24 protein-coding genes are annotated in these 24,003 nt (G+C 70.5%); 7 read left to right on the top strand and 17 right to left on the bottom strand.

Annotation, left to right across the window (positions count from 1 at the left end; genetic code table 11):
- Nucleotides 1-6: 6 nt before the first annotated feature.
- Nucleotides 7-939 (top strand): XVIPCD domain-containing protein, encoded by a 933-nt coding sequence (locus tag BLV01_RS05855; protein WP_091795217.1) that lies wholly within the window; start codon nt 7-9, stop codon nt 937-939.
- Nucleotides 940-1,025: 86 nt separating this feature from the next.
- Here the strand turns inward: BLV01_RS05855 and BLV01_RS05850 are convergent, their stop codons facing one another.
- The gene (locus BLV01_RS05850; protein WP_091795214.1) at nt 1,026-2,318 is read right to left on the bottom strand and encodes an adenylosuccinate synthase; all 1,293 of its coding nucleotides are present in this window, start codon (nt 2,316-2,318) and stop codon (nt 1,026-1,028) included.
- A gap of 519 nt (nt 2,319-2,837) precedes the next feature.
- Here BLV01_RS05850 and BLV01_RS26130 point away from each other — a divergent pair.
- A complete protein-coding gene (locus BLV01_RS26130) occupies nt 2,838-3,011 on the top strand; it encodes a hypothetical protein (RefSeq protein ID WP_175485790.1) in 174 nt (57 codons plus the stop codon).
- A gap of 160 nt (nt 3,012-3,171) precedes the next feature.
- Here the strand turns inward: BLV01_RS26130 and BLV01_RS05845 are convergent, their stop codons facing one another.
- From BLV01_RS05845 to rlmE, 10 genes are all read right to left on the bottom strand, one after another.
- Nucleotides 3,172-4,923, bottom strand: a complete 1,752-nt coding sequence (locus BLV01_RS05845) for a hypothetical protein (RefSeq protein ID WP_139178523.1) — start codon at nt 4,921-4,923, stop codon at nt 3,172-3,174.
- 707 nt (nt 4,924-5,630) lie between these two features.
- Nucleotides 5,631-5,822, bottom strand: a complete 192-nt coding sequence (locus tag BLV01_RS05840; protein WP_091795208.1) for a DUF2065 domain-containing protein — start codon at nt 5,820-5,822, stop codon at nt 5,631-5,633.
- A gap of 9 nt (nt 5,823-5,831) precedes the next feature.
- The gene (locus tag BLV01_RS05835) at nt 5,832-6,695 is read right to left on the bottom strand and encodes a protease modulator HflC (protein ID WP_091795205.1); all 864 of its coding nucleotides are present in this window, start codon (nt 6,693-6,695) and stop codon (nt 5,832-5,834) included.
- Nucleotides 6,692-7,813 carry an FtsH protease activity modulator HflK gene (gene hflK, locus BLV01_RS05830; RefSeq protein ID WP_091795202.1) on the bottom strand — a complete coding sequence of 374 codons (1,122 nt, stop codon included), beginning with the start codon at nt 7,811-7,813 and terminating at the stop codon, nt 6,692-6,694. The genes BLV01_RS05835 and hflK overlap by 4 nt, the downstream gene beginning before the upstream one ends.
- Before the next feature lie 156 nt (nt 7,814-7,969).
- Nucleotides 7,970-9,268 carry a ribosome rescue GTPase HflX gene (hflX, locus tag BLV01_RS05825; protein WP_091795199.1) on the bottom strand — a complete coding sequence of 433 codons (1,299 nt, stop codon included), beginning with the start codon at nt 9,266-9,268 and terminating at the stop codon, nt 7,970-7,972.
- 97 nt (nt 9,269-9,365) lie between these two features.
- Entirely contained in the window at nt 9,366-9,638 is a 273-nt protein-coding gene (hfq, locus tag BLV01_RS05820; RefSeq protein ID WP_091795195.1) for an RNA chaperone Hfq, read from the bottom strand.
- Nucleotides 9,639-9,838: 200 nt separating this feature from the next.
- The gene (gene miaA, locus BLV01_RS05815) at nt 9,839-10,828 is read right to left on the bottom strand and encodes a tRNA (adenosine(37)-N6)-dimethylallyltransferase MiaA (protein WP_091795192.1); all 990 of its coding nucleotides are present in this window, start codon (nt 10,826-10,828) and stop codon (nt 9,839-9,841) included.
- A 1,554-nt stretch (nt 10,829-12,382) separates the two neighbouring features.
- Complete coding sequence (gene folP, locus BLV01_RS05810; RefSeq protein ID WP_091795189.1) at nt 12,383-13,282, bottom strand: dihydropteroate synthase; 900 nt, start codon at nt 13,280-13,282, stop codon at nt 12,383-12,385.
- Between the two features lie 288 nt (nt 13,283-13,570).
- On the bottom strand, nt 13,571-15,469 hold the full coding sequence (gene ftsH, locus BLV01_RS05805; protein WP_091795186.1) for an ATP-dependent zinc metalloprotease FtsH: 1,899 nt from the start codon (nt 15,467-15,469) through the stop codon (nt 13,571-13,573).
- A gap of 173 nt (nt 15,470-15,642) precedes the next feature.
- Nucleotides 15,643-16,290 (bottom strand): 23S rRNA (uridine(2552)-2'-O)-methyltransferase RlmE, encoded by a 648-nt coding sequence (gene rlmE, locus BLV01_RS05800; protein ID WP_091795183.1) that lies wholly within the window; start codon nt 16,288-16,290, stop codon nt 15,643-15,645.
- An 80-nt stretch (nt 16,291-16,370) separates the two neighbouring features.
- Here rlmE and yhbY point away from each other — a divergent pair, with 80 nt between their 5' ends.
- The 4 genes from yhbY to BLV01_RS05780 all read left to right on the top strand — a co-directional run bounded on the left by yhbY (nt 16,371) and on the right by BLV01_RS05780 (nt 18,421).
- Nucleotides 16,371-16,676 carry a ribosome assembly RNA-binding protein YhbY gene (gene yhbY / locus BLV01_RS05795; protein ID WP_091795180.1) on the top strand — a complete coding sequence of 102 codons (306 nt, stop codon included), beginning with the start codon at nt 16,371-16,373 and terminating at the stop codon, nt 16,674-16,676.
- Nucleotides 16,677-16,781: 105 nt separating this feature from the next.
- Nucleotides 16,782-17,156: an Mth938-like domain-containing protein gene (locus BLV01_RS05790; protein WP_091795177.1), complete on the top strand. Its 375-nt coding sequence runs from the start codon at nt 16,782-16,784 to the stop codon at nt 17,154-17,156.
- Nucleotides 17,157-17,789 (top strand): D-Ala-D-Ala carboxypeptidase family metallohydrolase, encoded by a 633-nt coding sequence (locus BLV01_RS05785; RefSeq protein WP_091795175.1) that lies wholly within the window; start codon nt 17,157-17,159, stop codon nt 17,787-17,789.
- Between the two features lie 47 nt (nt 17,790-17,836).
- The gene (locus BLV01_RS05780) at nt 17,837-18,421 is read left to right on the top strand and encodes a hypothetical protein (RefSeq protein WP_091795172.1); all 585 of its coding nucleotides are present in this window, start codon (nt 17,837-17,839) and stop codon (nt 18,419-18,421) included.
- A gap of 60 nt (nt 18,422-18,481) precedes the next feature.
- On the opposite strand, the gene BLV01_RS05775 is transcribed toward BLV01_RS05780, so the two are convergent.
- The 6 genes from BLV01_RS05775 to surE form a co-directional block, all read right to left on the bottom strand.
- Nucleotides 18,482-19,093, bottom strand: coding sequence for a hypothetical protein (locus tag BLV01_RS05775; protein WP_139178522.1), 612 nt, complete (start codon nt 19,091-19,093; stop codon nt 18,482-18,484).
- 97 nt (nt 19,094-19,190) lie between these two features.
- The gene (locus BLV01_RS05770) at nt 19,191-19,499 is read right to left on the bottom strand and encodes a hypothetical protein (protein WP_091795166.1); all 309 of its coding nucleotides are present in this window, start codon (nt 19,497-19,499) and stop codon (nt 19,191-19,193) included.
- A 28-nt stretch (nt 19,500-19,527) separates the two neighbouring features.
- Nucleotides 19,528-20,277 (bottom strand): peptidoglycan DD-metalloendopeptidase family protein, encoded by a 750-nt coding sequence (locus tag BLV01_RS05765; RefSeq protein WP_254782539.1) that lies wholly within the window; start codon nt 20,275-20,277, stop codon nt 19,528-19,530.
- A 148-nt stretch (nt 20,278-20,425) separates the two neighbouring features.
- On the bottom strand, nt 20,426-21,037 hold the full coding sequence (locus BLV01_RS05760) for a YqaA family protein (RefSeq protein WP_091795882.1): 612 nt from the start codon (nt 21,035-21,037) through the stop codon (nt 20,426-20,428).
- 79 nt (nt 21,038-21,116) lie between these two features.
- On the bottom strand, nt 21,117-21,797 hold the full coding sequence (locus tag BLV01_RS05755; protein ID WP_057946824.1) for a protein-L-isoaspartate(D-aspartate) O-methyltransferase: 681 nt from the start codon (nt 21,795-21,797) through the stop codon (nt 21,117-21,119).
- A complete protein-coding gene (surE, locus tag BLV01_RS05750) occupies nt 21,794-22,588 on the bottom strand; it encodes a 5'/3'-nucleotidase SurE (RefSeq protein WP_091795161.1) in 795 nt (264 codons plus the stop codon). Before surE ends, BLV01_RS05755 begins: the two co-directional genes overlap by 4 nt.
- A gap of 236 nt (nt 22,589-22,824) precedes the next feature.
- On the opposite strand from surE, the gene BLV01_RS27095 reads away from it, so the two are divergent.
- A complete protein-coding gene (locus tag BLV01_RS27095) occupies nt 22,825-23,580 on the top strand; it encodes a helix-turn-helix transcriptional regulator (protein WP_305791392.1) in 756 nt (251 codons plus the stop codon).
- Nucleotides 23,581-24,003: the final 423 nt, after the last annotated feature.

Here is a 24,003-nt window from a genome sequence, read left to right as displayed (position 1 = left end):
GCATCCATGCCGGACCCCATCACCAACGAAGAGCAAACTATCCAGGCGTTGGCGGTAGAAACCGCACAAGCCATCCGCCTGCGCCCCGACCACGACAGAGTCGAGTACGTCGCCGCCATCTATCGCGACGGCGATACCTTGCGGGTCACCCGGCTGTTCACCGAAAACAACCACTTCCGCGCGGATGCCGCGCCCGCCATCGCCGCAGCCGGCGGCGCCGACCGGGTGGTGGCGCTGGTGCACAACCATCCGATGGAGATCGTACGGCGCTCCGACAACCAGCCCGATACGCTCGCGGCCAACCGGCTGCCGTCGGAGAACGACTGGAACAGCGCGCGCGCCCAGTTCGCGGACCGCACCGATGTCAGCTTGTTCGTCCTGGGCCCCGACGACGAACTGCGCCGATACGACTACGACGACCGGCACAAGTGGTTGCGGGAAGCGCGCCCCGGCCCGTTCGATCGAGATGGCTACAACCCGCGGCCTGCGCCGGCGATCGACGTGCCCGCGTCGCCGGCCGAACGCACGAGCGCTCTCGAAGGCGGTCGCGAGGACGCGAACGTCTCGGAGCTTCATGCTCAGGCGCGGCTGGCCACGCAGCGCATGGAAGCCGCGCGCGGACACGAATGGAATCGCGAGAGCGAACGCATGGCTGCTTGCGCGGCGTATCTGGGCGAGCGCGACGGGTTCGAAGAGATCGTCTCGGTGGGGCTCAATGCGCAGACGCGCGATCATCGCGCCGGCGAATTGCTGTGCGTCCAGGGACGGTCCCGGAATCCTGATCCTTATGCGAATCTCGCGATGATGCCGATGACGCAAGTCGCCGCCACCGAACTCGCCGACTCGTCCGGGCGCATTGCGCAACTGCGCGAGTCCCGGCGACTCGAAGCGGCCTCTGCTGAACCTCAACCGCAGGCACCGGCGCCGCAAATACGCTAAGCGGCGAATGCTGCGCCGCAGTTGCGGCCGCACCAAAGAAAAACCCCGCTTCCGCGGGGTTTTCCTCATCTCTCAGCGGCCGGCGCTCACGCCCAAAGATCGTGCAGCACCATCGTATGGTCGCGATCCGGACCGGTCGAGACGATCGCCAGCGGGCAGCCGGCCAGTTCTTCCAGCGCGCGCAGGTAGGCGCGCGCGGCGGCCGGCAGCTTGTCCCACTCGGTGATGCCGTGGGTGTTCTCTTCCCAGCCCGGGAACTCCAGGTACACCGGGGTACACTCGTCCCAGCCGGCCGCGTCCAGCGGCGCGTACTCGGTGCGCTTGCCGCGGTATTCGTAGGCGATGCAGATCTTCAGCGTCTTCATGCCGTCAAGCACGTCGAGCTTGGTGATGCACAGGCCGGTGATGCCGTTGATCGCCACCGCGCGCTTGAGCGCGACGATGTCGATCCAGCCGCAGCGGCGCGGACGGCCGGTGGTGGCGCCGTATTCCTGGCCGCGGTCGCGGATGCCCTGGCCGATTTCGTCGTCCAGTTCGGTCGGGAACGGGCCGCCGCCGACGCGGGTCGCGTAGGCCTTGGCGATGCCGAGCACGTAGTCGATCGCGTCCGCGCCCACGCCGGTGCCGGCGAGCGCGCCGCCGACGGTGGTGTTGGACGAGGTGACGTACGGGTAGGTGCCGTGGTCGATGTCGAGCAGCGAGCCCTGCGCGCCTTCGAACAGCACGCGCTTGCCCTGCTTGCGCAGGTCGTGAAGGATGCCGGCGACGTCGGACTTCATCGGCTGCACGTACTCGCCGAATTCCAGCGCCTCGTCGAGGGTCTTCTGGTAGTCGACCGCGTCCACGCCGAGGTACTTGGTCAGCACGAAGTTGTGGTAGTCCAGCGCGCTGCGCAGCAGTTCGGCGAGCTGGGCCGGGTAATGCAGGTCGGCGACGCGGATGCCGCGGCGGGCGACCTTGTCCTCGTACGCCGGGCCGATGCCGCGGCCGGTGGTGCCGATGGCCTTGCCGCCGGCGGCCTTCTCGCGGGCCTGATCCAGGGCGATGTGGTACGGCATGATCAGCGGCGTGGCCGGGCTGATCTTCAGGCGCGAACGCACTTCCACGCCGGTGGCTTCGAGTTCGTCGATCTCCTTGCGCAGCGCGGCGGGGCTGAGCACCACGCCGTTGCCGATCAGGCACAGCGCGCCTTCGCGCAGGATGCCCGAGGGGATCAGGTGCAGCACGGTCTTCTTGCCGCCGATGACCAAGGTGTGGCCGGCGTTGTGGCCGCCCTGGAAGCGCACGACGGCGCCGATCTGCTCGGTCAGCAGGTCGACGATCTTGCCCTTGCCTTCATCGCCCCACTGGGCACCGAGAACGACGACTGACTGACCCATGAGTCCAAACTCCTAGCTGTGAAAGCGGCGGTCGCCGCATGGTCCGCCCACGCCCAGTCGCAGTCCTCGCCGCGCCACAGGGCCATGAACGGAAAAAAGCCGGCGGGGATGGCCCCGTCCGGCTTTTGTGCATTATCCGGGTTTCGGGCGGCCAAGGCCACCCCGGGCGAGCCAGCGGACAGATTCGGCTCAGCCTGGCGGCGCGGCGCGCCGGGGCCGGCGCCTCGGGACGATCCGCCGGGCCGATCCTTGGCGGGCGGGAAGGCCGTCGTACCGCCCCAATCCAGGGCCTGCCGGGCCGCGGCCGCACGCGCCGCGCAAGCGCGCCCGGCCCGAGCGCGGCGTCCCCGTCCGTCGCCGTCGGGCGCAGCCCGTCGCTCCGGAACCGCAGCTCGTCGCCCTGCCCGCCCCGCGCCCACATCGCCCCGCGCCGCCGGCCGCGACCGCGCCGCCGCGGCCGGCCGCCTGCTGCGCGTCGCTGCGACCGCCTGGGTCGGCGTCGCCGCGCTCGGGCCGGTCTTGTTCGCCGCCTACATCGCCGGTTTCTACGGCCATGCCGCGCTGCGCGGCCGCTGGGGCGACTGGAACCTGGTGTTCCCGCGCGGCCACGTCGCCGCGCTGATCCATCTCAAAGGACGCGCCGAAACCCTGCCGGTCAGCCGCAGCCACCTGCACCATTTCCGCCAGAGGTGATCGCGCCGGACGGCGCGAGCGGCGATCGCGCCGGCAGCGGGTGCGACGATGCGCGCGCACCGGCGCCGCGACGCGCGCGGCGAAAACGCGGGCCCGGCGTTGCGCCGGGCCCGCAACCGCGGGCGGTGCGATCCGCCCGATGGCCTAAGCGCTCAGCCCGTCACTTCGGCTGGGCCGCCGGCGCGTGCGCGTCGACGAAGTCGTCCACGCCGTTGCGGTTCTGGTCCAGGCGCCGCCCGGTGACCTGGTAGTAGGTGCGCGTGCTCAGCGGCCCGGTTACGTACTTGCGCTGCTTGGCGTCCCAGAAGGTCGCGTTGGGCTCGACCGTGTCGGCGGTGAGGTACAGCGTGGTCGAGGGGAACAGGTCGACGTTGACCCGCGGCGTGCACGGCACCGGCGCCGGATCGCCGATGGCGTCGCCGGCGCGCTGGCGCTGGCAGTCCTCGGCGGTGATCACCTCGCTGACGTGGCGCTGCTGGCCGACCTTGGCCACCGGGATCGCCAGACTCTGGCCCACGTCGAACTTGGCCTCGCGCACCAGGGTGCGGGTGTTCCAGGGCTGGAATTCCTCGCCGTTGGCGTCGGCGATGCGGCCGCCGACGACCATCTCGTTGAGTCCGACCACGCGCGGCAGCTCGCGCAGCTCCACGTTGCGCAGCACGGTGGCGGCGTCGGCGAGATTGAACACGCTCAGGCGGAAGCTGCCGAACGGATCGAAGGTGCCGGCGTCGAGGCCGTGCAGGCGCGGCTTGAGCGAGAGCAGGTTGTTGGTCGCGCCGTACAGGCGGATGTCCTTGACCACCAGCGCGTTGACCACCGTGGTGTTGGGATTGATGTCGGTGAAGGTCGCGCCGATGTGGTAATACGCGCCGCCGATCGCCTGGCCCGGCGCGCCGGTCGCGCCGGTGCACGGGCCGTTGCCCCAATACGGATTCGGCGTATCCCAGCGCACCGTGTACGGGTAGTAGATGCCGTCGTGGAACGCCTGCGCCGGGCCGGTCGGGCCGGTCACCGTCGGGGTTTTCCACGGCGAATGGCATTCGGCCGGCGACTGCCCGTAGTACCAGCCGATCACCGGCGGGGTCGCGCTGGGATACAGCACGGTCATTTCCAGCGCGTGCGCGGTCTGCGCGTTGGGGTTGACCAGGTCCCAGTTCCACATGGTCTTGAACGACAGGCCGACGTTGCTGGCCAGCACCGAGAACGAGGTATCGCTGAAATGGCGGCGGTAGCCGACGCGATTCTCCGGCGTGACCGCGCTGCCGGTCGACATGATGTGGCGCGCGGCGCTGTCCTCGCCCGGACGCACGGTGGTGGAGTTGCTGACGCCGTAGTTGTTGGCCGCCGCCAGCGCGGCCGAGCCGCCCAGCGCGTTGGCCCAGCGGGTCAGCGTGGAGTTGATCCCGTTGAGCGCGCCGCCGCTGCCGCCGAGCCAGCTTTGGAAGGTGCCGCCGTACACGTAGGAATAATCGACCTGGTACAGGTCGCCGGTGTCGAGCCGCTGCGGCTTGGACAGCAGGCCGTCGAGGAAGGCGTTCTGGGTGGTCACCGCGACGATGTTGCGGCGGGACAAGGCGGTCGGCGGGAACGCGTTGGTCGCGTGCACCTTGACGTTGAATTCGCAGAAGTCCATTTCCACCACCGAGGTCACCGCGGTCTGCAGGTCGGCGGCGGTGCCGGCGTAGCTGGGGATGCCGGACAGCGCGAACGGCTGCGCCGGGCTGGTCGGCGAATTCGGCAGCTGGCCGAACTCCAGGTACGGGGTCGCCGCGTTGGCGAACATCAGGTACAAGTTGTTGCCCTTGGGCACGCCGGCGCCCAGGCAGCCCGCCCACGCCGGGCTGGTCAACGACATCAACGCCAAGGCCAGCGCACTGCGGCGAACGAAGCGGCTACGCTCAGAATCCTTCATGACGGTTCTCCTGAAATGGAATGAGGGTCCGCCGCGACGCACCTGCGCCTGCGACGGCCGCGAGGCCGCCGGACCCGGCGCCGGCCACCGCCGGCGTCGTCTCCCGCATGCGGCGCCGCGCCTTCCTGCAGCGCCGGCGCACGCCTCGCCGCCCACTGTCTAGCCGCACCCGCCTCGTCGCGACAGGGCGAAACCAGGGCGTTTTCGGGTTCGTCGGGGGAAGGTTTCGCAGCGCCGGCGGCGATGCGCGAGGAACTGCGATGCGCGTCGAGGCGCGCGCATGACCGCAGTCGCGTGCTGGATTTATGGATTTCTTGTGGAAGCGGCCATGGCGGCGGCTTCGGCGCTGAGGGCTTGGAGCGGGTTTGGCTTGTAGCGGATCGGCTCAGGGCGGATCGGCCGGGGCGGATCGAAGGGTATCGGGCCTGAAGGCGCTCCTACTGCGCCTGCGAAGCCGCGGGCCAGGGACTTCAGGATCCTGCCTCGATAACGCCCTGGGTTCCCGCGGGCGCGGTAACGACGGCAGGTGGGCTGCCCCGTCCCTCTCCAGACCGTCATCCCCGCGAACGCGGGGATCCAGAGACTTCAGCCTGCGGCCTCAAGCAAGCCAAGCCCGCCGCGGGGACGTGCTTCATCCCCAAGGCCTTCAGCACGGCGGGTGAATCGGAGCGGCTCGGACAACATCAGCCCCGGGCAAGGCCGCGGCCTCAGCCCTGGCGCAGGCACCACAGGCCGGTCAGCGCCATCGCCACCATGATCCCGCCGACCGCGCGCAGGTGCGGGTCGGGCAAGGAGCGCAGCTGCTCGGCCGCGCGCTTCCAGCCGCCGGGGGCGACGAACAGCATCAGGCCCTCGAGCACCACGACCAGGCACACGGCCCGCCACACTTCGCCGGCCATCGGCCGGCCTCAGCGGTCGGACTTGAGGTACTGCAGATACGGATCGTCGCGGTCGAGCACGATCACGCTCTGGCCGTCGGCGAACGCCTTGCGGTAGGAATCCAGGCTGCGCTGGAAGGTGAAGAACGACGGGTCCTTCGACGCCGCCTCGCCGTACAGGCGCGCGGCCTCGGCGTCGCCTTCGCCGCGCAGGCGCTGGGCGTCGCGCTCGGCCTCGGCCAGCAGCACGGTCTTGTCGCGGTCGGCCGACGCGCGCACCGCCTGCGACTGCTCGAAGCCTTCCGCGCGCAGCTGGCTGGCCACCTGCAGGCGCTGCGAGCGCATCTGGTTGTAGACCGACTGCAGCACGTTGCTGTCCTGCGGCAGGTCGATGCGCTTGATCCGGATGTCCTGGATCTTCACGCCCAGGGTCGCCGCGCCGCGGTTGATCGCCATCAGCTGCTTGCCGATCACCGCCTCGCGGTCGCCCTTGACCACGTCGAGCAGCTTGAGCGAGTTGATCTCGTTGCGCAGCGCGTCGCGGATGATCGGCTTCAGGCGCTCGGCCGCGACTTCCTCGTTGCCGCCGGTGGCCTGGAAGAAGCGGCGCATGTCCTCGATCCGGCCGAGCGCGAAGAAGTCGATGCTGATGTCGAGCTTGTCGGCGGTCAGGTAGCGCTCCGGCTCGGCCGGCAGCACGTTGAGGCGGCGGTCGAAGGTGCGCGCGGTCTCGATCAGCGGCCACTTGAAGCGCAGGCCGGGGGCGACGTCCTCGCGCACCACGGTGCCGAGGCGGAACACGATCGCGCTGTGGCCTTCCTTGACCACGAACATCGAGCCCAGCAGGGCCAGCAGCAGGGCCACGCCCGCTGCGATCAGGGCAGGAACTCTCATCGCATCACCTCATCGCGGGTCTTCGGGCGCTCGGGACGGCCGCTGTAGGGCGCGGACGACCGCGAAGAATCGGTCGCCGTCACCGAGGGCAGCAGTTCGGGCTGGGCCAGCGGCACGCTGACCGGGCCTGGGGTCAGCGGCACGCCGCCGCGGTCGGTCAGCGGAATCTGCAGGATCTGGCGCGAATCGCCGCCGACGATCTTGCGGTTGTTGGACAGCACTTCCTGCACCGCATCCAGCCACAGCCGCTTGCGGGTCACTTCCGGCGCGCCCTTGTACTGCTCGACCAGCAGCGTGAAGCGCGCCGCGTCGCCTTGCGCGCGCGCCACGATCGAGGTCTTGTAGCCCTCGGCGGTGGTGCGGATGCGCTGCGCGTCGCCGCGCGCTTCCGGCACGATCTTCTTGGCGTAGGCCTGGGCCTCGTTGATCGCGGTGGACTTGTCGGCGTTGGCGCGCTGGGCCTCGTCGAACGCGTCCTTGACCTCGTCCGGCGGGCGCGCGTTGGGCAGGTTGAGCTCGGTGACGGTCAGGCCGGTCTCGTAATCCTTCAGCGAGGCCTGCAGGCGCTGGCGCACCTGGGTGGTCAGCACGCTGCGCGCGCCGAGCACGGTGTCCAGGTCGGAGCGGCCGATCTGCTCGCGCACCGCGCTCTGCGCGGCCTGCTTGAGCACTTCTTCCGGCGCGCGCGAGCCGAACAGGTACTGGCGCGGCGACTCGATCCGGTACTGGACGTTGATCTCGACGTTGACCATGTTGCCGTCGCGGGTCAGGACCGGAACGTTCTCGCTGTAGGCCTTGCTCTGGGTCGCGTTGACCTTCTGCACGCTCTCCACCGGCCACGGCAGCTTGAAGTGCGGGCCGGGCTGGAGCACGCGCGAGAAGGTGCCGAAGCGCAGGACCACGCCGCGTTCCTGCTCGGTCACCAACACGAAGCAGTTGAACGCCAGCCACAGCGCGACCAGCACGCCGACCCAGCGCAGGATGCTGCCGGCGCCGCCGCCGCCGAACAGGCCGCGCGCGGAGTCGATCAGGGCGTCCAGGCCGCGGCCTTGGGGTTTGCGTTGCCGCGACGGTCGGTTGTCGCCGGAATTGTCACTGCCGGGGGTGTTCCAGGCCATGCCTGCTCCTAAGAAAGTGGAGGCCGAACGGAGCGTCCTGCGCGAGCAAGGCGGTTCCAACCGGCACCGGCCGCGGCAGGGCCGGCGCCGGTCCGCGGACGCTGGGGCGCCCGCGGCGGGTCGCACGCGCATTCAGCGCGCGCGAACCTGTCGATTCTAGGTGGGGGTCTCCGCCGTCTCAAGCAAGGGCCGCAACGGCTCGCCGTGCGCCTGGGCGAACAGGCGCTGGGCGTCGGCCACGGCCAGGTCGACCTCGACCCACCAGCCGTGCTCGTCGGCCTGCTCGACCCGCACCGCGCCGAGCTCGTGCAGGCGCGCGCGCAGGCGCGCGTCCTGCGGCGCTATCCGCAGCCCGCCCTGCACCCGGCGCAGCTGCAGCGCCTCGCCGAGGGCTTCGCGCAGCAGCGCCAGGCCTTCGCCGGTGCGCGCCGACAGCCATACCCGGTGGCGCTCCTCGCCGGGACGGTCGATGCGCGGGGCGACGCCGTCGAGACGGTCGATCTTGTTGAACACCAGCAGCTGCGGCAGGTCGCCGGCGCCGATCTCGGCCAGCACCGCGTCGACCTGGGCGATGCGCTCGTCGCGCAGCGGGTCGGCGGCGTCGATCACGTGCAGCAGCAGGTCGGCCTCGCGCGCTTCCGACAGGGTCGAGCGGAACGCGGCGACCAGTTCATGCGGCAGGTCGCGCACGAAGCCCACCGTATCGGCCAGGACCACGCCGCCGCCGGGCAGCTCGATCCGGCGCACGGTCGGGTCCAGGGTGGCGAACAGTTGGTCGGCGGCGTAGGCGTCGGCGCCGGTCAGCGTATTGAACAGGGTCGACTTGCCGGCGTTGGTGTAGCCCACCAGCGCCACCCGCGGCAGTTCGCTGCGCACCCGCGCGCGGCGCATCTGGGTGCGCTGCACCTCGACCTTGTCCAGGCGCTTTTGCAATTGCTCCAGCCGCTTCTGCAGCAGGCGGCGGTCGGTTTCCAGCTGGGTTTCGCCGGGACCGCGCAGGCCGATGGAACCGCCGCGCTGGCGCTCCAGGTGGGTCCAGCCGCGCACCAGCCGGGTGGCCATGTGCTTGAGCTGGGCCAGCTCGACCTGCAGCTTGCCCTCGGCGCTGCGCGCGCGCTGGGAAAAGATGTCCAGGATCAGGCCGGTGCGGTCGACCACGCGCCGCTGCAGCGCGCGCTCGAGGTTGCGCTCCTGGCCCGGGCTCAACGGATGGTTGACCAGGATCAGGTCGGCGCCGCTGGCCTCGGCCGCAGCCTTGACCTCCTCGAGCTTGCCGCTGCCGATCAGGATGGCCGCGTTGGGCCGGTCGATGCGCGCGGTCAACACCGCGGCCACGGACGCGCCGGCCGAGCGCGCCAGGTCGGCGAACTCTTCCAGCAGGTCCTCCTCCGGCGCGCCGCCGGAGTGAGGCTGGATCAGCAGGGCGTGCTCGCCCCTCTTGGAACGCTCGAACATCGATCAGGAAGCTGACTGGCGGGCCGTGCCCGGGGACGAACCCTGGCAGATGGTGGCGCCGCGCCGGTTTCTCAATCGTCCGCCGCGCCGCGAGCGCTTATTCGTTCTCGTCGCTGCCATCGCCGCCGTCGGCGGACTGGACATAGCCGCCGCCCGGGCCGACGCGGACGTTGCGCGCGGGGACCACGGTGGAAATGGCGTGCTTGTAGACCATCTGGCTCACGGTATTGCGCAACAGCACCACGAACTGGTCGAAGGATTCGATCGTGCCCTGCAGCTTGATGCCGTTGACCAGGTAGACCGAGACCGGTACGCGTTCGCGACGCAGCGCATTCAGGAAAGGATCCTGCAGGGATTGCCCCTTAGACATCTTCTAATTCCCCAGCATGTTCTAGTTATTAGGACGGCGCGACCCGCCGTCGGGACCGGGCGGTAGGCCCGGGAGCCCGGAAACGGTCGCTTCCGTATCGCCGGCTGTTGTCCCCACAGGGGCGACCGCCCGATGTTAACGCAAGTGCAAGCAAACATTGCGACCCGGGTCGGGGTTTGCGCGCGCTGGCGCGGGCGCCGCTAAGCGCCCTGGGCGCGCGCGCGCAGGCGGGCGCCGGCGAACAGCCCGACCGCGCGCTCCAGTTCGGCCGCGTCGCGCAAAGGATCGAACCAGCGCGCGTCAAGTTCGCCGCGTAGCCAGGTCAGCTGGCGCTTGGCCAGCTGGCGGGTGGCGAACACGCCGCGGTCGCGCAGCTGCGCCGCGTCGAACGCGCCGTCGAGGTGTTCCCAGGCCTGGCGGTAGCCGACCGCGCGGATCGCCGGCAGCTCCAGCGGGCTGGGATGCGCAGCCAGCCCCGGCAGCGCGCGCAGCGCGCGGACCTCGTCGAGGAAGCCGTCGGCCAGCATCTGCTCGAAGCGGCGTTCGATCCGCGCGTGCAGCACCGCGCGCTCGGCCGGCGCCAGCACCAGCTTGAGCACCCGGAACGGCAGCCGCGGGCGCGCCGCCGAGGCCCGGCGCCAGTCGCTGATGGTGCGGCCGGACAGGCGCCAGACCTCGAGCGCGCGCTGGATGCGCTGGGCGTCGGTGGCGTGGATGCGCGCGGCCGCCTCCGGGTCGAGCGCGGCCAGCTCGGCGTGCAGCGCCGCCCAGCCGCGCTGCGCGGCCTCGGCGGTCAGCGCGGCGCGGGTGGCCGGGTCGGCCTCGGGCATGTCCGACAGGCCGTGCAGCAGGGCGTGGAAGTACAGCCCGGTGCCGCCGGCCAGGATCGGCAGGCGCCCGCGCGCGGCGATCTGCGCCATCGCCGCGCGCGCATCGCTGGCGAACTCGGCCGCCGAATAGGCCTGCCACGGCTCGCGCACGTCGATCAGGTGGTGCGGCACCGCCGCGCGCTCGGCTGCGCTCGGCTTGGCCGCGCCGATGTCCAGGCCGCGGTAGACCAGGGCCGAGTCGACGCTGACGATCTCCGCATCCAGGCGCTGCGCCCAATCCAGCGCGAGCGCGGTCTTGCCCGAGGCGGTCGGGCCCATCAGGGCGATGGCGAGCGGGCGCGGGTCGAGGGAGGCGGTCATGCGCGGGCGGGTACGGCGGTGGGCGACGCGCAGCCTCGCACAGGCGCGCGGCCTGCGGAAGCCGGCCCGCCGCCGCCGCGAACAGGCCCCGGCCGCTGCGCAACCGCGCTGCGGCGGGCGTTCGGCGGCGGCCCGGCGGCCCGCGCCGGGCCCGGCTTTACAGGAATTTGCCCATTTCTTGACCAGCCCGTTGCAGTTGTCCACATCCCCTGTGGACAAGCCTGCGGACAGTTTTTCGATTGCGTCCGCGAAGCCTTGCGGCATAAGCATTGCAAGAGGTTTGGCGAGAAATTCGCCAGTGAATTTCCTTGACTTTGCCGCAGGCATCGGCATCGGCGACCGGGGCTTGCGCGGCGGCGGCGACAGGCGCGCGGACGCTGGCGTGCGGATCGATGTTTGCGCCTGCGCAGACGGGACTTCGGCGCGATCGCCGCGCTCGCCGGCCCCGGCCGCACAGTCGCCGGGCGTCCGGCAGACGATGCGCTCGACGCCCCTGCGGCCTGCGCCGCGTGCTGCAGCGCACCAGGCAGCGGCGGGCCAGCGTCCCCTGCCCGCTTCGCGCCTGCGTGCGTTCGCGCCGCGCACCGGCTCCGGCTCGCGCCACGCCGAGCGGCCGCGCCATCGCTATCCACACAGCCTGTGGACAAGCATTGGGACACACGCAGTGGAATCGGGTTTCACGCCTTACGGGACAAGGCTTCGGCGAGTTTGATCATTTTTTGTCCAACACCGATTCAAGCCCGAAGCGCACGCGCCGACGACGGATTCCGATGCTGCGGCCTTGCTTTTTTCGCGTTTCGCTGCAAGCGCCTCGCCGCGCGGGCTCGCCGCTGTCCACACAGCCTGTGGACAAGCATTGGGACACACGCAGTGGAATCGGGTTTCACGCCTTATGCGACAAGGCCTCGGCGAGTTTGATCATTTTTTGTCCAACGCCGATTCAGGCCCGCCACACGCGCGCCGACGACTAAATCCGACGCTGCGGCCTTGCTTTTTTCGCGTTTCGCTGCAAGCGCCTCGCCGCGCGGGCCCGCCGCTATCCACACAGCCTGTGGACAAGCATTGGGACACACGCCGTGGAATCGGGTTTCACGCCTTACGGGACAAGGCTTCGGCGAGTTTGATCATTTTTTGTCCAACACCGATTCATGCCCGATGCGCGCGCGCCGACGACGCATTCCAACGCTGCGGCCTTGCTTTTTTCGCGTTTCGCTGCAAGCGCCTCGCCGCGCGGGCCCGCCGCTATCCACACAGCCTGTGGACAAGCATTGGGACACATGCCGTGGAATCGGGTTTCACGCCTTATGCGACAAGGCTTCGGTGAGTTTGGCTGTTTTTTGTCCAGCCCATCGCAGCGCCCACCGGCGGCCGCGCGCCGCATCGGCTCGCAGCGCCACGCCGCGCCACGACACGCCTGCGCCCGCTGCGCTATCGACAAGGCGATGGACACGCATGCGCACAAGCATCCGGGAACCGGGTTCCACGCCTGCAGCGCCAAGGTCTCGGCGGGATCGGCGAGAAAACAATCGCGCGCCCGCGCGCGCACCTCGCCCGTCAATCCTCGTCGGGCCACTTCGGCATCGCCGGCGCCGCCGCGCGGCGCGGCTGGACCTGCGCGGCCACCGCTTCCCAGACCTTCAGCGCGTCCACGGTCGCGGCCACGTCGTGCGCGCGCAGCAGGCGCGCGCCGCGCTGGGCCGCGATCAGGTGCGCGGCGACCGAGCCGTGCACGCGCTCGCGCGCGTCCTCGCGGCCGGTCAGCTCGCCGATGCTGCGCTTGCGCGACAGCCCCGCCAGCACCGGCACGCCGAGTTCGCCGAAGCGTTCCAGCTGGGCCAGCAGGGTCAGGTTGTGCTGCAGGGTCTTGCCGAAGCCGAAGCCCGGATCGACCACGATGCGCTTCTTGGCGATGCCGGCCATCTCGGCGGCGAAGATGCGTTCGGCCAGGAACCGGTGCACTTCGGCCACCACGTCCTCGTAGTGCGGCTCGTGCTGCATCGAGCGCGGCTCGCCCTGCATGTGCATCAGCACCACCGGCACGCCGAGCGCGGCGGCGGCGTCGAGCGCGCCTTCGCGGCGCAGGCCGTAGACATCGTTGATCAGGCCGGCGCCGGCGGCGACCGCGGCGCGCATCACCTCGGGCTTGGAGGTATCGATGCTGATCGGCAGCGCGGTCTCGCGGGCGAGGCGCTCGATCACCGGGATCGTGCGCCGCAGCTCCTCCTCCACCGGCACCTCGGCCGCGCCGGGCCGAGTGGACTCGCCGCCGATGTCGAGCAGGTCGGCGCCCTGCGCGGCCAGTTGCAGGCCGTGCGCGACCGCGGCTTCGAGCGTGTCGTGGGCGCCGCCGTCGGAAAACGAATCGGGAGTGACGTTGACGATGCCCATCACCCGCGGGCGATCGAGCTTGAGGACACGGCCGTTGCAGTCCAGGGTCGGGGACAGGTCGAACATGGGGCGGGTCCACAGGCGGCTAAGTCTCGAATGCTACCCGCTCGCCGGCCCGCGCTGTTGGGATCGCCCCCTGTAGGAGCGACGCGAGTCGCGACCGCGAACGTGGGCGGACGGCGCAGGCACGAAGTCGGGATCGTCGGGATGGAGAGACGCGAGGCAGGCGTTGTGGCGCGGTCGCGGCTTGCGCCGCTCCTACAGGGAGGCTACGAGACTGTGGCCAGTTGGGAGCAAAAACAAAAACGCCGGGAGATCCCGGCGTTTTGTTGGGGCGCGTTGAACGCAACTTCGTTAGGTCTGCGCCGCCGTCCCGCCGATCGCGCCGCCGGGACGGTTGTCGTCCTTCGACACCTTGCCCGACTTGGCCCAGTCCGCCGGCGGACCCGGCTCGCGCCCGGCCATGATCGCGTCGATCTGGGTCGCGTCGATGGTCTCGTACTGCAGCAGCGCCTCGGCCATCACGTGCAGCTTGTCGAGGTTGTCCTTGAGGATCTCCGAGGTCCGGCCATAGGCCTTGTCGAGGATGCCGCGCACGACTTCGTCGATCTTGCGCGCGGTCTCGTTGGACACGTTCTTGTGCTGGGTCACCGAGCGGCCGAGGAACACTTCGTCCTCTTCCTCGCCGTAGGCGATCGGGCCCATCTCGTCGCTCAGGCCCCACTTGGTGACCATGTTGCGGGCCATCTTGGTCGCGCGCTCGATGTCGTTGGACGCGCCGGTGGTGACCTTGTCGACGCCGAAGATCAGCTCCTCGGCGACGCGGCCGCCGTACAGCGAGCACAGCTGCGATTCGATCGCGACCCGGTTCATCGAGTACTTGTCGCCTTCCGGCAGGTACATGGTCACGCCCAGGGCGCGGCCGCGCGGAATGATGGTGACCTTGTAGACCGGATCGTGCTCGGGCACGACCCGGCCGACGATGGCGTGGCCGGCTTCGTGGTACGCGGTGAGCTTCTTCTCGTCCTCGCTCATCGCCATCGAGCGGCGCTCGGCGCCCATCAGGATCTTGTCGCGCGCCTTGTCGAAGTGCTCCATGCGCACTTCCTTGGCGTTCTCGCGCGCGGCGAACAGCGCCGCCTCGTTGCACAGGTTGGCCAGGTCCGCGCCGGAGAAACCCGGGGTGCCGCGGGCGATGGTCATCGGCTCCACGTCTTCGTGCAGCGGCAGCTTGCGCATGTGCACGCGCAGGATCTGCTCGCGGCCCTTGACGTCGGGCAGGCCGACCACGACCTGACGGTCGAAACGGCCCGGACGCAGCAGCGCCGGGTCGAGCACGTCGGGACGGTTGGTCGCGGCGATCACGATCACGCCTTCGCCGCCTTCGAAACCGTCCATCTCGACCAGCAGCTGGTTGAGGGTCTGCTCGCGCTCGTCGTGACCGCCGCCCAGGCCGGCGCCGCGATGACGGCCGACCGCGTCGATTTCGTCGATGAAGATGATGCACGGCGCGTGCTTCTTGGCCTGCTCGAACATGTCGCGCACGCGGCTGGCGCCGACGCCGACGAACATCTCGACGAAGTCGGAACCGGAGATCGAGAAGAACGGCACCTTGGCCTCGCCGGCGATGGCGCGCGCCAGCAAGGTCTTGCCGGTGCCGGGCGGGCCGACCATCAGCACGCCGCGCGGGATCTTGCCGCCGAGCTTCTGGAACTTGGACGGATCGCGCAGGAACTCGACCAGTTCGCCGACTTCTTCCTTGGCCTCGTCGCAGCCGGCGACGTCGGCCAGGGTCACCTTGACCTGGTCCTCGCCCTGCAGCTTGGCGCGCGAACGGCCGAAGCTCATCGCGCCCTTGCTGCCGCCCTGCTGCATCTGGCGCATGAAATAGACCCAGATGCCGATGAACAGCAGCCACGGCAGCACGTTGACCAGGATCATGATCAGCGAGGGGCTGCTCGACGGCGGGGTCTGCTCGGTGACGACCTTGTGGTTGATCAGGTCGTTGATCAGGTACGGGTCGCGCGTGGCGTAGGTGGTGAACTTGCTTTCGTCCTTGCGCGTACCGGTGATCGTGGTGCCATCGTCGGAGATCTTCACCTCCTTGATGCGGTCGTTCTGGACCTGGTTGACGAACTGGTCGTAGGCGAGCACCTCGGTGCCCGCGGTGCGCGGACCGAACGCCTGGAACACCACCATCAGCACGACGGCGACGATCACCCAGAGCAGCAGATTCTTGGCCAAATCGTTCATTTGTTTCCTACCCTGCGGCCCCGCGGGACCCGTGGCCGCGAACGCCTCTTGCGCCCGCGGTAACTGCCAGATTCTCACACCCACCGCCCCGGTACATCTGCCGGCAGCGGCGCCGTTCACGAACAGGCTCGTTCAGCAAGCCCCGCTTGCCCGGCCTGTCCGGGCGGCCCCGGTCAGGTCGGCGTCGCCCGTTTGCCTTGGGCCAGCGCATAGACCTCCGGCGACCGCTTGCGCGAGGCCGCCGGCTTGCGGATCGAGACCTTGGCGTAGCGCCGGCGCAGTTCGCGCACGTACTCGTCGAAGCCCACTCCCTGGAACAGCTTGATCAGGAAGGTGCCTTCGACCCTCAGGTGCCGGTCGGCGAAGTCCATCGCCAGCTCCGAAAGGTGCATCGCTCGCGGCAGGTCGACCGCGTCCACCCCGCTCATATTGGGGGCCATGTCGGACAGCACAAGGTCCACGACCTGGCCGTCCAGCGTGGATTCCAGCTGGGCCAGCACCGCATCTTCGCGGAAATCGCCGTGAATGAACTCGACCCCGGCCAGGCCGGGCATGTCCAGGATGTCCAGGGCCACGAGCCGGCCGGGCTGTTTCGGCCACAGCCGCTCCATTTCCTGGCGGACCCATTGCGACCAGCCGCCCGGGGCGGCGCCCAGGTCAACCACCACCATGCCCGGCTTGAGCAGGCGGTCGCGCTCGACCAGTTCCTCCAGTTTGTAGGCCGCGCGCGAGCGCAGGCCTTCGGACTTGGCCTTCTTCACGAAGGGGTCGGAGAAGTGTTCCTTGAGCCAGCGCTGGCTGGATTTGCTGCGCGTCGCCATGGCGTGGGGCGCCGGTCCGGATGGGGGGTGGGGGCGCCATGATACCCTGAGCGCCCTTTCCGCTTAGTTCGCGTGTCCCGATGCCGACCCTGTTGACCTCCGCCCAGACCCGTTTCCTGCGCGGACAGGCCCACGATCTCAAGGCCATGTTGCAGGTCGGCGGCAAAGGCGTCACCGATGCCCTGATCGCCGAGATCGACCTGGCCCTGGAGCATCACGAGCTGATCAAGGTCAAGGTCGGCGCCGAAGACCGCGACGCCCGCGACACCCTGATCGCCGACCTCGCCGAGCGCACCGGCGCCGCCCTGGTCCAGCGCATCGGCCATACCGCCGTGCTGTACCGGCCGAGCAAGGACAAGCGCCAGATCGTGCTGCCGCGGGCGTAAGCGCCGGGACGCCACGCTCCGGCTGCGCGCGATCGTGAGGCCAGCCGCCGACCTGCCGGCGTCCCAGCGAGCCCCGAGCCCACCGCCCCGACACCCGCCGCCCTCATGCAACTGACCCTGGAACGCCCCGACCACGAGTTCTTCCTGCGCGGCGCCGATGGCCGCGCGGCCCTGGTCAACGACCGCCGGCTGGAGCGCAGCTTCATCCTGGCGCCCAATACGTTGATCCAGGACTGGCCGGTCGCCGACGTGCGCGTCCTGGCCCTGGCCGACCTGGAACCGCTGTTCGCGCTGCAGCCGGAGCTGATCGTGCTCGGCTGCGGCGCCACCCAGGCGTTCCCGCCGGCGGCGACCCTGGCCGCGTGCCTGGGCCGCAAGGTCGGGCTGGAATCGATGACCAACGCGGCCGCCGCGCGCACCTTCAACGTGCTCGCCGGCGAAGGCCGGCGCGTGGTCGCCGGGTTCGTGCTGGGCGCCTGAGTGCGGGCGCCGGCCGGCGTCTCAACCCTGTTCAAGACCGGCGCCGCGGCATTGCTGCTGGCCGGCTGCGCGGCGGACACGCCCGAGCAGCGCTTCGCGCGCTGGCGCGGCGACGGGCGCGACGAAGCGGTCCGCGCCTACACCGACTACCTCGCCCGCCAAGGCGTCGCTGCGGCCGCGCCGCTTTCGCAGCAGTTGCGCAGCGGGCGCAACTGGCGTGGGTGCGGCGCCGACGAGTTCGCCCTGCCGCCGCGCGCGTCGTGGCCGCAAAGCGTGGCGAGCCTGCGCCTGCTGGCCGAACTACGCGCGGCCGGGCTGATCGACGGCGCGCGCATCGTCTCGGGCTACCGCGCGCCCGACTTCAACCGCTGCGAAGGCGGCAGCCGCCAGAGCCGCCATATGGCCGGCGGCGCCTACGACCTGGAACTGGCCGCCGACACCGACGGCGCCAGGCTGTGCGCGTTCTGGCGCCGGCGCGGCCCCGCCACCGGCTTCGGCCTGGGTTTCTACGACCGCCGCCGCCTGCACGTGGACACCGCCGGCCTGCGCACCTGGGGCGGCGACTACACCCGCAAGACCTCGCCCTGCCTGCGCCCGGCCGCGGTTGGCGCCGGCCCGGCCGCGGCGTTATAACGGCGCCGACGCGGCCGACCGCCGCGATCGCCCGCGCAAGGTGGCGCATGACCCAGGACCGCACCGCAACCGACGCCGCCGCTCCTGCCCTCGCCGCCGAAGGCGCGCAAGCGCTGGATACGCGCGAACGCGATTTCCTGCGCGCCAAACAATCGCGCGGAGCGCCGCGGACGCTGTGGTCGTGCGTCGCGCTGGGGGCGGCCTGCTTCGTGCCCGCGATCGTCTTCGATCCGGATTTCCGCAATGTCTGGGCGATCGCCGGCATCTGCGCGGCGATCGGCTTCATGGCCTTGCTCGCGTGGAGCGAATCGCTGGATCAATCCAACCTGCGCGACGACCTCGCCGCCGGGATCAAGCTCTGGCGCGAAGGCGTGCTCACCGGCGTGATGGAACGCGACGACGGCGAAAGCTGGCCGCCGATCTACTGCCTGTACATCGCCCTCGACGACGACGACCCCGAACTGCCGACGCGGTTCTCGGTGCCGTGGCATTGCTACCAGGCCGTGCGCACCGACCGGCGCGTGCGCATCGCCTATGCGCCCAAGGCGTTGCGGCTGTTGAACCTGGTCCAGGGCGAATACGACTACGTCGCGGTCAACCGGCAGTACGACGTGCATCCGCCGCCGCCGTGAGCGCCGCGATCCGCATCGGCGCGGCGCCGCGCCGGACCGTTGCGACTCCGGCCGGGGCCGCTATGCCGGCCGCTTTTCCTCCGCCTCGCCCTTATCGCAGATGGAGTACGCGTACCCGGCCGTGCGCAACTCGATGAGGGTCTTGCTGTTCGGGACATAGGCGATCCGAACCGCGTCGTCGGTGCGGACCGAGCCGTACACGGCCTCGTCCACGTGGAAAATCAGCGGCCGCGACGGCCCACCATCGATCGCCACCCACAGGTAACGGTACGGCGGCCCGCCATCGGAGGAATCGGTGGGCATCTGCACGATCCGCCCGGTGACGATCAGCTTGATTCCCGCAGCGGCGTCGGCTTCGACCCGGCCGTCGGCGTTGGCCGTCACCAACGCGGTCAAGCCCAGGCCGCAGACGACGAAAAAAGCGATCGCCCCGGCCGCGCCCCAACTCAAGCCTGCGGGTTCCATGGCGATTAAGACGACGGGAAGGACCACGACGAGCAAGGCCACGCCCGCGAGCATTGCGATCAAACCGCACCCCCCCGTCTTGCGCGCCGCGAGCCGGCTGCGCTCGCATTCGCTGAGCGGTTCGGTTTTCGCTGCGCTGGCCGCTGCCGCCATGTCGACGATCCCCGTCCTTGCCTTGCGCGTCGGCGGCGCGCAGGTGCGCCGCATCTGGCCGGCATCATGCACGACGGTGCCGACGCGGTCATCCGGCCGCCGGGATGCGGCGGCGCGCGATCCGGCGAAAACGGCGCAATCGCCGCAGCGGCTATGCCGGCGCGATCCCCAGCTGCGCGAGCTTGCGCGCCAGGCCTTCGGGCGTATTGAGCGTGTGCAGGCAGCCGCCGTCGGGACGGCGATAGGAGATCAGCCCGCCATCGGCCCATCGCGCGACCAGCACGACATCGCGCGCCGATGGACTACGGTGTTCGGATACCGGCACATCGGGGCCGAGCAGGTCCGCGGGCGTCAACGCGAGGCGGGCGTCCTTGAGCACGAACCGGCCCGGACAACCGACGATCCCGGTCCACGGCCAGGCCGCCTTCAATGTCGCGAAATCCACAGGCTTGTCCGTCATTTCGCCGCGCCGGCGCGATCCGCGCCGGTTACTTCGCCGGCAGGTACAACAACGGATCCACCGGCTTGGCGTTGTAGCGCACCTCGAAGTGCAGCTGCTCGCGCGCGGCGCCGCTGCGGCCCATCTCGGCGATCTGCTGGCCGGACTTCACCAGCTGGCCTTCGTTGACCAGACGCTTGCGGTTGTGGCCGTACGCCGACAGCCACTGTTCGTTGTGCTTGACGATGATCAGCTCGCCGTAGCCGACCAGGCCGGTGCCGGAATACACCACCACGCCGTCGGCGGCCGCGCGCACCGGCGAACCCGGCGCGCCGCCGATGTCGACGCCCTGCTTGGTCGGCTCGTTGGCGACGTAGCGGCCCAGCAACGGGCCGTCGGCCGGCCAGCGCCAGCGGATGCCGCTGTCGATCGGCGCGGCCGGTGCGGGCGCAGGCGCGCTGGGACGCGTGCCGCTGGAGCCGCCGGAAGACGAACCGCCCGAGGACGAGGAACCGCGCCCCGGCGGATACAGCTTCAGGCGCTGGCCCGGATACAGGCTGTACGGCGGCGACAGGCCGTTCCAGGCGGCCAGGTCGGCCATCTGGATGCCGTTGTTGGCGGCGATCCGGTACAGGCCTTCGCCGCGCTGCACGACCACGGTCGCGCCGGGCTTGGCCACCGAGGGGCGCTGCGCCGGCGTCGCCGGGCGGCCGCCGCGCGAACCGCCGCGCGAGGGTTCGCGCACGACCGAACTCGAACAACCGATCAGGGCGAGCGTGGCCAGCAGGCAGGCGGCCATCGCCAGGGTCGGGGTTCGGTTCGTCTCGCTCATGATCGTCCTCTTGCCGCGCCGCTCGCCGGGCGCGTGGTGTCGCTGTCTCGATCCGGCCGGCCGTGGAGGCCCGCCGTCCCGCGGTGATGTGCGCCAGTGTCGCCGGACGCGCGCCTCAGCGCTGTGAATGCCAGACCAGCACGGCGATCGCGACCGCCACCACGGCGGTGGCGATCCAGCCGATCGGCTCGATGTAGCGGCGCAACGCCGCTTCGGCGCGTTCGCCGCCGATGCGGATCGCCAGCGCCAGCAGGTACACCCGCTTGGCCCGGCCGATGAACATGCTGGGCAGGTATTGCAGCATAGGCACGCCGACGATGCCCGACGCCCAGGTGAACACCTTCATCGGGATCGGCATGAAGCCGCCGAGCACCAGGAAGGTGAACACCGCCCACGGCGACTCGACCATCTTGGCCTGGACCGTGGCGATGCCGGCCTCGATCGAGGGCAGCATGCCGAGCGCGGCGAACATCGGCTTGAGCGCTTCGAAGGCGTAGTGGCCGAGCGCGTAGCCGACCAGGGCGCCGAGCATCGAGCCGACGATGCTCAAGGTCGCGAACCAGAACGCGCGCTTGGGCTGGGCCACCGACATCGGCGCCAGCATCACCTCGGGCATGATCGGGAAGATGATCGCCTCGACGAAGCTCAGCCCGGTCAGGTACGCCGGGGCGTGGCGATGGCGGGCCCAGGAGATGGTGCGCTCGTAGAGCGGTCCGAAGATTTTCAATGCCATGCGCAAGGTCGGCCGAAGACGCGGCCGCCAGGCCGCTGGAGGGGCGCGGGCGGCCTCACGGCCGCCGCAGGGGTCAGTCGATCATGCCCGACAGCAGCGGCACGAACACCACCGGCGCGAGCGTGGTTTGGGCGACGTTGCCGTCCGCGTCCTTGCGCAGCTTGAGCAACGACTGCGACGAGGCGGCGCCGACCGGCGCGACCAGGGTGCCGCCGGGCGCGAGCTGCTCGGTCAGCGCATCGACCAGCGCCGGCGCCGCGGCGGTGACGATGATCGCGTCGAACGGGCCGTTCTCCGGCCAGCCGATGCGGCCGTCGTCGTGCTTGCTGCGCACATTCAGGCCGAGCTGGCGGAAGCGCTTGCGCGCGGTGCGCAGCAGTTCGCCGATGCGCTCGACGGTGTGCACTTCCAGCCCCAGCGCGGCCAGGATCGCGGCCTGGTAGCCCGAGCCGGTGCCGATCTCCAGCACCTTGGCCGGCGGGCCGTCCTCGAACAGCGCCTCGGTCATGCGCGCCACCACCCACGGCTGGGAGATGGTCTGGTTATGGCCGATCGGCAGCGCGGTGTCCTCGTAGGCGCGCATCGCCAGCGCTTCGTCGACGAACAGGTGGCGCGGCACGGTGCGGATCGCGTTGAGCACGCGCTCGTCGCGGATGCCGGCCTCGCGCAGGCGCTCGACCAGGCGGTCGCGCACGCGCTGCGAGGTCAGGCCGCTGCCGATGGCCTCCGGCTGCAGGCGCATGCGCTGGATCATGCCGCGCGCTCCGGCGTGGGCGCGTCCAGCGACGCGGCCAGGCCGCCGACCCAGCTGGCGACCTGGTCCAGCGCCTGATAGCGGGTCAGGTCGACGTGGATCGGGGTGATCGAGATGTTGCCGGTGCGCACAGCGTGGAAATCGGTGCCGGCGCCGGCGTCGGCCTCGGCGCCGGCCGGGCCGATCCACCACCACTGGCGCCCGCGCGGGTCGCGCTGCGGGATGCAGGCCTCGGCGCGGTGGCGGTTGCCCAGGCGGGTGACCTCGAAGCCGGCGATCTCGTCCCACGCCAGGTCGGGCACGTTGACGTTGAGGATGGTGTCGGCCGGCAGCGGATCGGTGCGCAGGCGGGCGATGATCTCCACCGCCGCGCGCGCCGCGGTTTCGTAATGGCGGCCGTCGTGGTCGGCCGCGGCCAGCGACATCGCCACCGCCGGCAGGCCGAGGAAGCGGCCTTCCATCGCCGCGGCGACGGTGCCCGAATAGATCACGTCGTCGCCCATGTTGGCGGTGGTGTTGATGCCGGAGACGACGATATCGGGCTCCAGCTCGAGCATGCCGGCCAGGGCCACGTGCACGCAGTCGGTCGGGGTGCCGTAGACCCGCCACGTCGTCTCGTCCAGGCGGGCGACCCGCACCGGCATGTCCAGGGTCAGCGAATTGCTCGCGCCGGAGCGGTCGCGGTCGGGCGCGACCACCAGCACTTCGTGTCCGGCCTCGCGCAGCCCCTGGGCGAGGATGCGGATGCCGGGCGCGTCGACGCCGTCGTCGTTGCTGACCAATACGCGCATGAGACTCCGCTGACGGAAAGACAGACGTGGGGGAGCCCGGGATGATACCCGATAGGGCCGCGGGCTTCCCGCGCGGCCGCGTTACAAACGGCCTGCGGCCTTGCCTGGCGCGCGTTTCGGGGCGGCGCGGCGGCTCGCCATGCGCAGCCGGAAGGTGCGCTGCGGCCCGGTTGCGATCTGAGATCGGCGGCACGCGGCGTGCGTATGTATGATGGCTCGAACCCGCCGGAACGCAGGTGATCAGGCACGGCATGGAGTATTGGGACCATATCGATCGAGTGCTGCGCGCCGCGACGCTGGACGAGGTCAAGTCAGTGACCTCGGCCTTTTCCCGCGCGGTCGGCTTCCACAACCACGGCTACGCGACCAAGCTGCGCGAACCGCTGCCGGGCGGTTCGGATTTCGTGTTCTTCGAGGACTTCGACAGCGACTGGTCGAAGACCTACCCGGCGCTGGCCGCGTCCGACGCCGAGCGCAGCGACCCGCGCATCACCCTCTCGCGCGAGGGGTTGCCGGCGGTGGCCTGGAATTCGCGCGGCCGCACCACTTGGGAGCCGCGCCCGCAGCTGTACCAGATCGGCCGCCGCACCCTGATGGCGGCCGGCGAATTCGGCCTGCACGGCGGCATCACCGTGCCGAGCTGGTCGCCGGGCACGCAGTGGTCGTTCACCACCTTCACCGTCAACGCCCTGGCCGATCCGCGCGAACTGGTGCCGACCCTGGGCCAGGCGGTGTATTTCGTCAGCTGCATGCACGCGGCGATGGACCGGCTGCTGCGCCGGCCGCGCCACGCGCCCAAGCTCAGCGAACGCGAATGCGAGGTGCTGCGCTGGTCGGCGGTGGGCAAGACCTCGTGGGAGATCTCGATGATCCTGCAGATCAGCGAGCGCACGGTGAACTTCCACCTGCAGCAGGTGGCGCGCAAGCTCGGGGTCAAGGGCCGGCGCGCGGCCTGCGCGCGCGCGGTCGCGCTGGGGTTGATCGCGCTGTAGCCGCGCGGCGCGCCGCGGCGGCCGGCGCGGGCTTTGCCGAATCGGCCGGTTCGCCGCCGTCTGCGCGGGCGAGGTGCGGCACGCCGCGCAACGTCCGCGCCGCCGACGCCCTGCCGCACCTCGACGGCCCTCGTTGCGGGGCGCGCCGCAATCCATTCGGCCTGGGCCTTTCGCCGCGTCTTTCGCCGCGCTCGTGCGACTGTCACTTCTGACAGGACCGCCCTCGCCCATCGCGCCAAGCGTGATGAACTACGCGTTCGCGGCACCCTCGACTGCGCGCCGACGGCGCGAGGGGACAGCGCAGCGCGTGCCGCGCTTCTCATTCCGTGTTTCCCCGGTGACGGCCCGATACCGACGGGCCGCAAGTCCCATGGAAGGGCCGGGGCTTTCTTTTTCCCCGATCCCCGCGCGGCGCCTTCGCTG

Origin of the sequence: Lysobacter sp. yr284, from assembly GCF_900107375.1 — a bacterium.
Taxonomy (GTDB): Bacteria; Pseudomonadota; Gammaproteobacteria; order Xanthomonadales; family Xanthomonadaceae; genus Lysobacter.
Note: the sequence above shows the minus strand (reverse complement) of the source record. Positions and strands in the feature narration are given on the sequence as shown.

Bases quoted from the DNA above. Each gene is read 5' to 3' on its own strand.
- BLV01_RS05855 (WP_091795217.1), top strand. From the start codon at position 7: ATGCCGGACCCCATCACCAACGAAGAGCAAACTATCCAGGCGTTGGCG.
- BLV01_RS05850 (WP_091795214.1), bottom strand. From the start codon at position 2,318: ATGGGTCAGTCAGTCGTCGTTCTCGGTGCCCAGTGGGGCGATGAAGGC.
- BLV01_RS05845 (WP_139178523.1), bottom strand. From the start codon at position 4,923: ATGAAGGATTCTGAGCGTAGCCGCTTCGTTCGCCGCAGTGCGCTGGCC.
- BLV01_RS05840 (WP_091795208.1), bottom strand. From the start codon at position 5,822: ATGGCCGGCGAAGTGTGGCGGGCCGTGTGCCTGGTCGTGGTGCTCGAG.
- BLV01_RS05835 (WP_091795205.1), bottom strand. From the start codon at position 6,695: ATGAGAGTTCCTGCCCTGATCGCAGCGGGCGTGGCCCTGCTGCTGGCC.
- hflK (WP_091795202.1), bottom strand. From the start codon at position 7,813: ATGGCCTGGAACACCCCCGGCAGTGACAATTCCGGCGACAACCGACCG.
- hflX (WP_091795199.1), bottom strand. From the start codon at position 9,268: ATGTTCGAGCGTTCCAAGAGGGGCGAGCACGCCCTGCTGATCCAGCCT.
- hfq (WP_091795195.1), bottom strand. From the start codon at position 9,638: ATGTCTAAGGGGCAATCCCTGCAGGATCCTTTCCTGAATGCGCTGCGT.
- miaA (WP_091795192.1), bottom strand. From the start codon at position 10,828: ATGACCGCCTCCCTCGACCCGCGCCCGCTCGCCATCGCCCTGATGGGC.
- folP (WP_091795189.1), bottom strand. From the start codon at position 13,282: ATGTTCGACCTGTCCCCGACCCTGGACTGCAACGGCCGTGTCCTCAAG.
- ftsH (WP_091795186.1), bottom strand. From the start codon at position 15,469: ATGAACGATTTGGCCAAGAATCTGCTGCTCTGGGTGATCGTCGCCGTC.
- rlmE (WP_091795183.1), bottom strand. From the start codon at position 16,290: ATGGCGACGCGCAGCAAATCCAGCCAGCGCTGGCTCAAGGAACACTTC.
- yhbY (WP_091795180.1), top strand. From the start codon at position 16,371: ATGCCGACCCTGTTGACCTCCGCCCAGACCCGTTTCCTGCGCGGACAG.
- BLV01_RS05790 (WP_091795177.1), top strand. From the start codon at position 16,782: ATGCAACTGACCCTGGAACGCCCCGACCACGAGTTCTTCCTGCGCGGC.
- BLV01_RS05780 (WP_091795172.1), top strand. From the start codon at position 17,837: ATGACCCAGGACCGCACCGCAACCGACGCCGCCGCTCCTGCCCTCGCC.
- BLV01_RS05775 (WP_139178522.1), bottom strand. From the start codon at position 19,093: ATGCGGCGCACCTGCGCGCCGCCGACGCGCAAGGCAAGGACGGGGATC.
- BLV01_RS05770 (WP_091795166.1), bottom strand. From the start codon at position 19,499: ATGACGGACAAGCCTGTGGATTTCGCGACATTGAAGGCGGCCTGGCCG.
- BLV01_RS05765 (WP_254782539.1), bottom strand. From the start codon at position 20,277: ATGGCCGCCTGCCTGCTGGCCACGCTCGCCCTGATCGGTTGTTCGAGT.
- BLV01_RS05755 (WP_057946824.1), bottom strand. From the start codon at position 21,797: ATGATCCAGCGCATGCGCCTGCAGCCGGAGGCCATCGGCAGCGGCCTG.
- surE (WP_091795161.1), bottom strand. From the start codon at position 22,588: ATGCGCGTATTGGTCAGCAACGACGACGGCGTCGACGCGCCCGGCATC.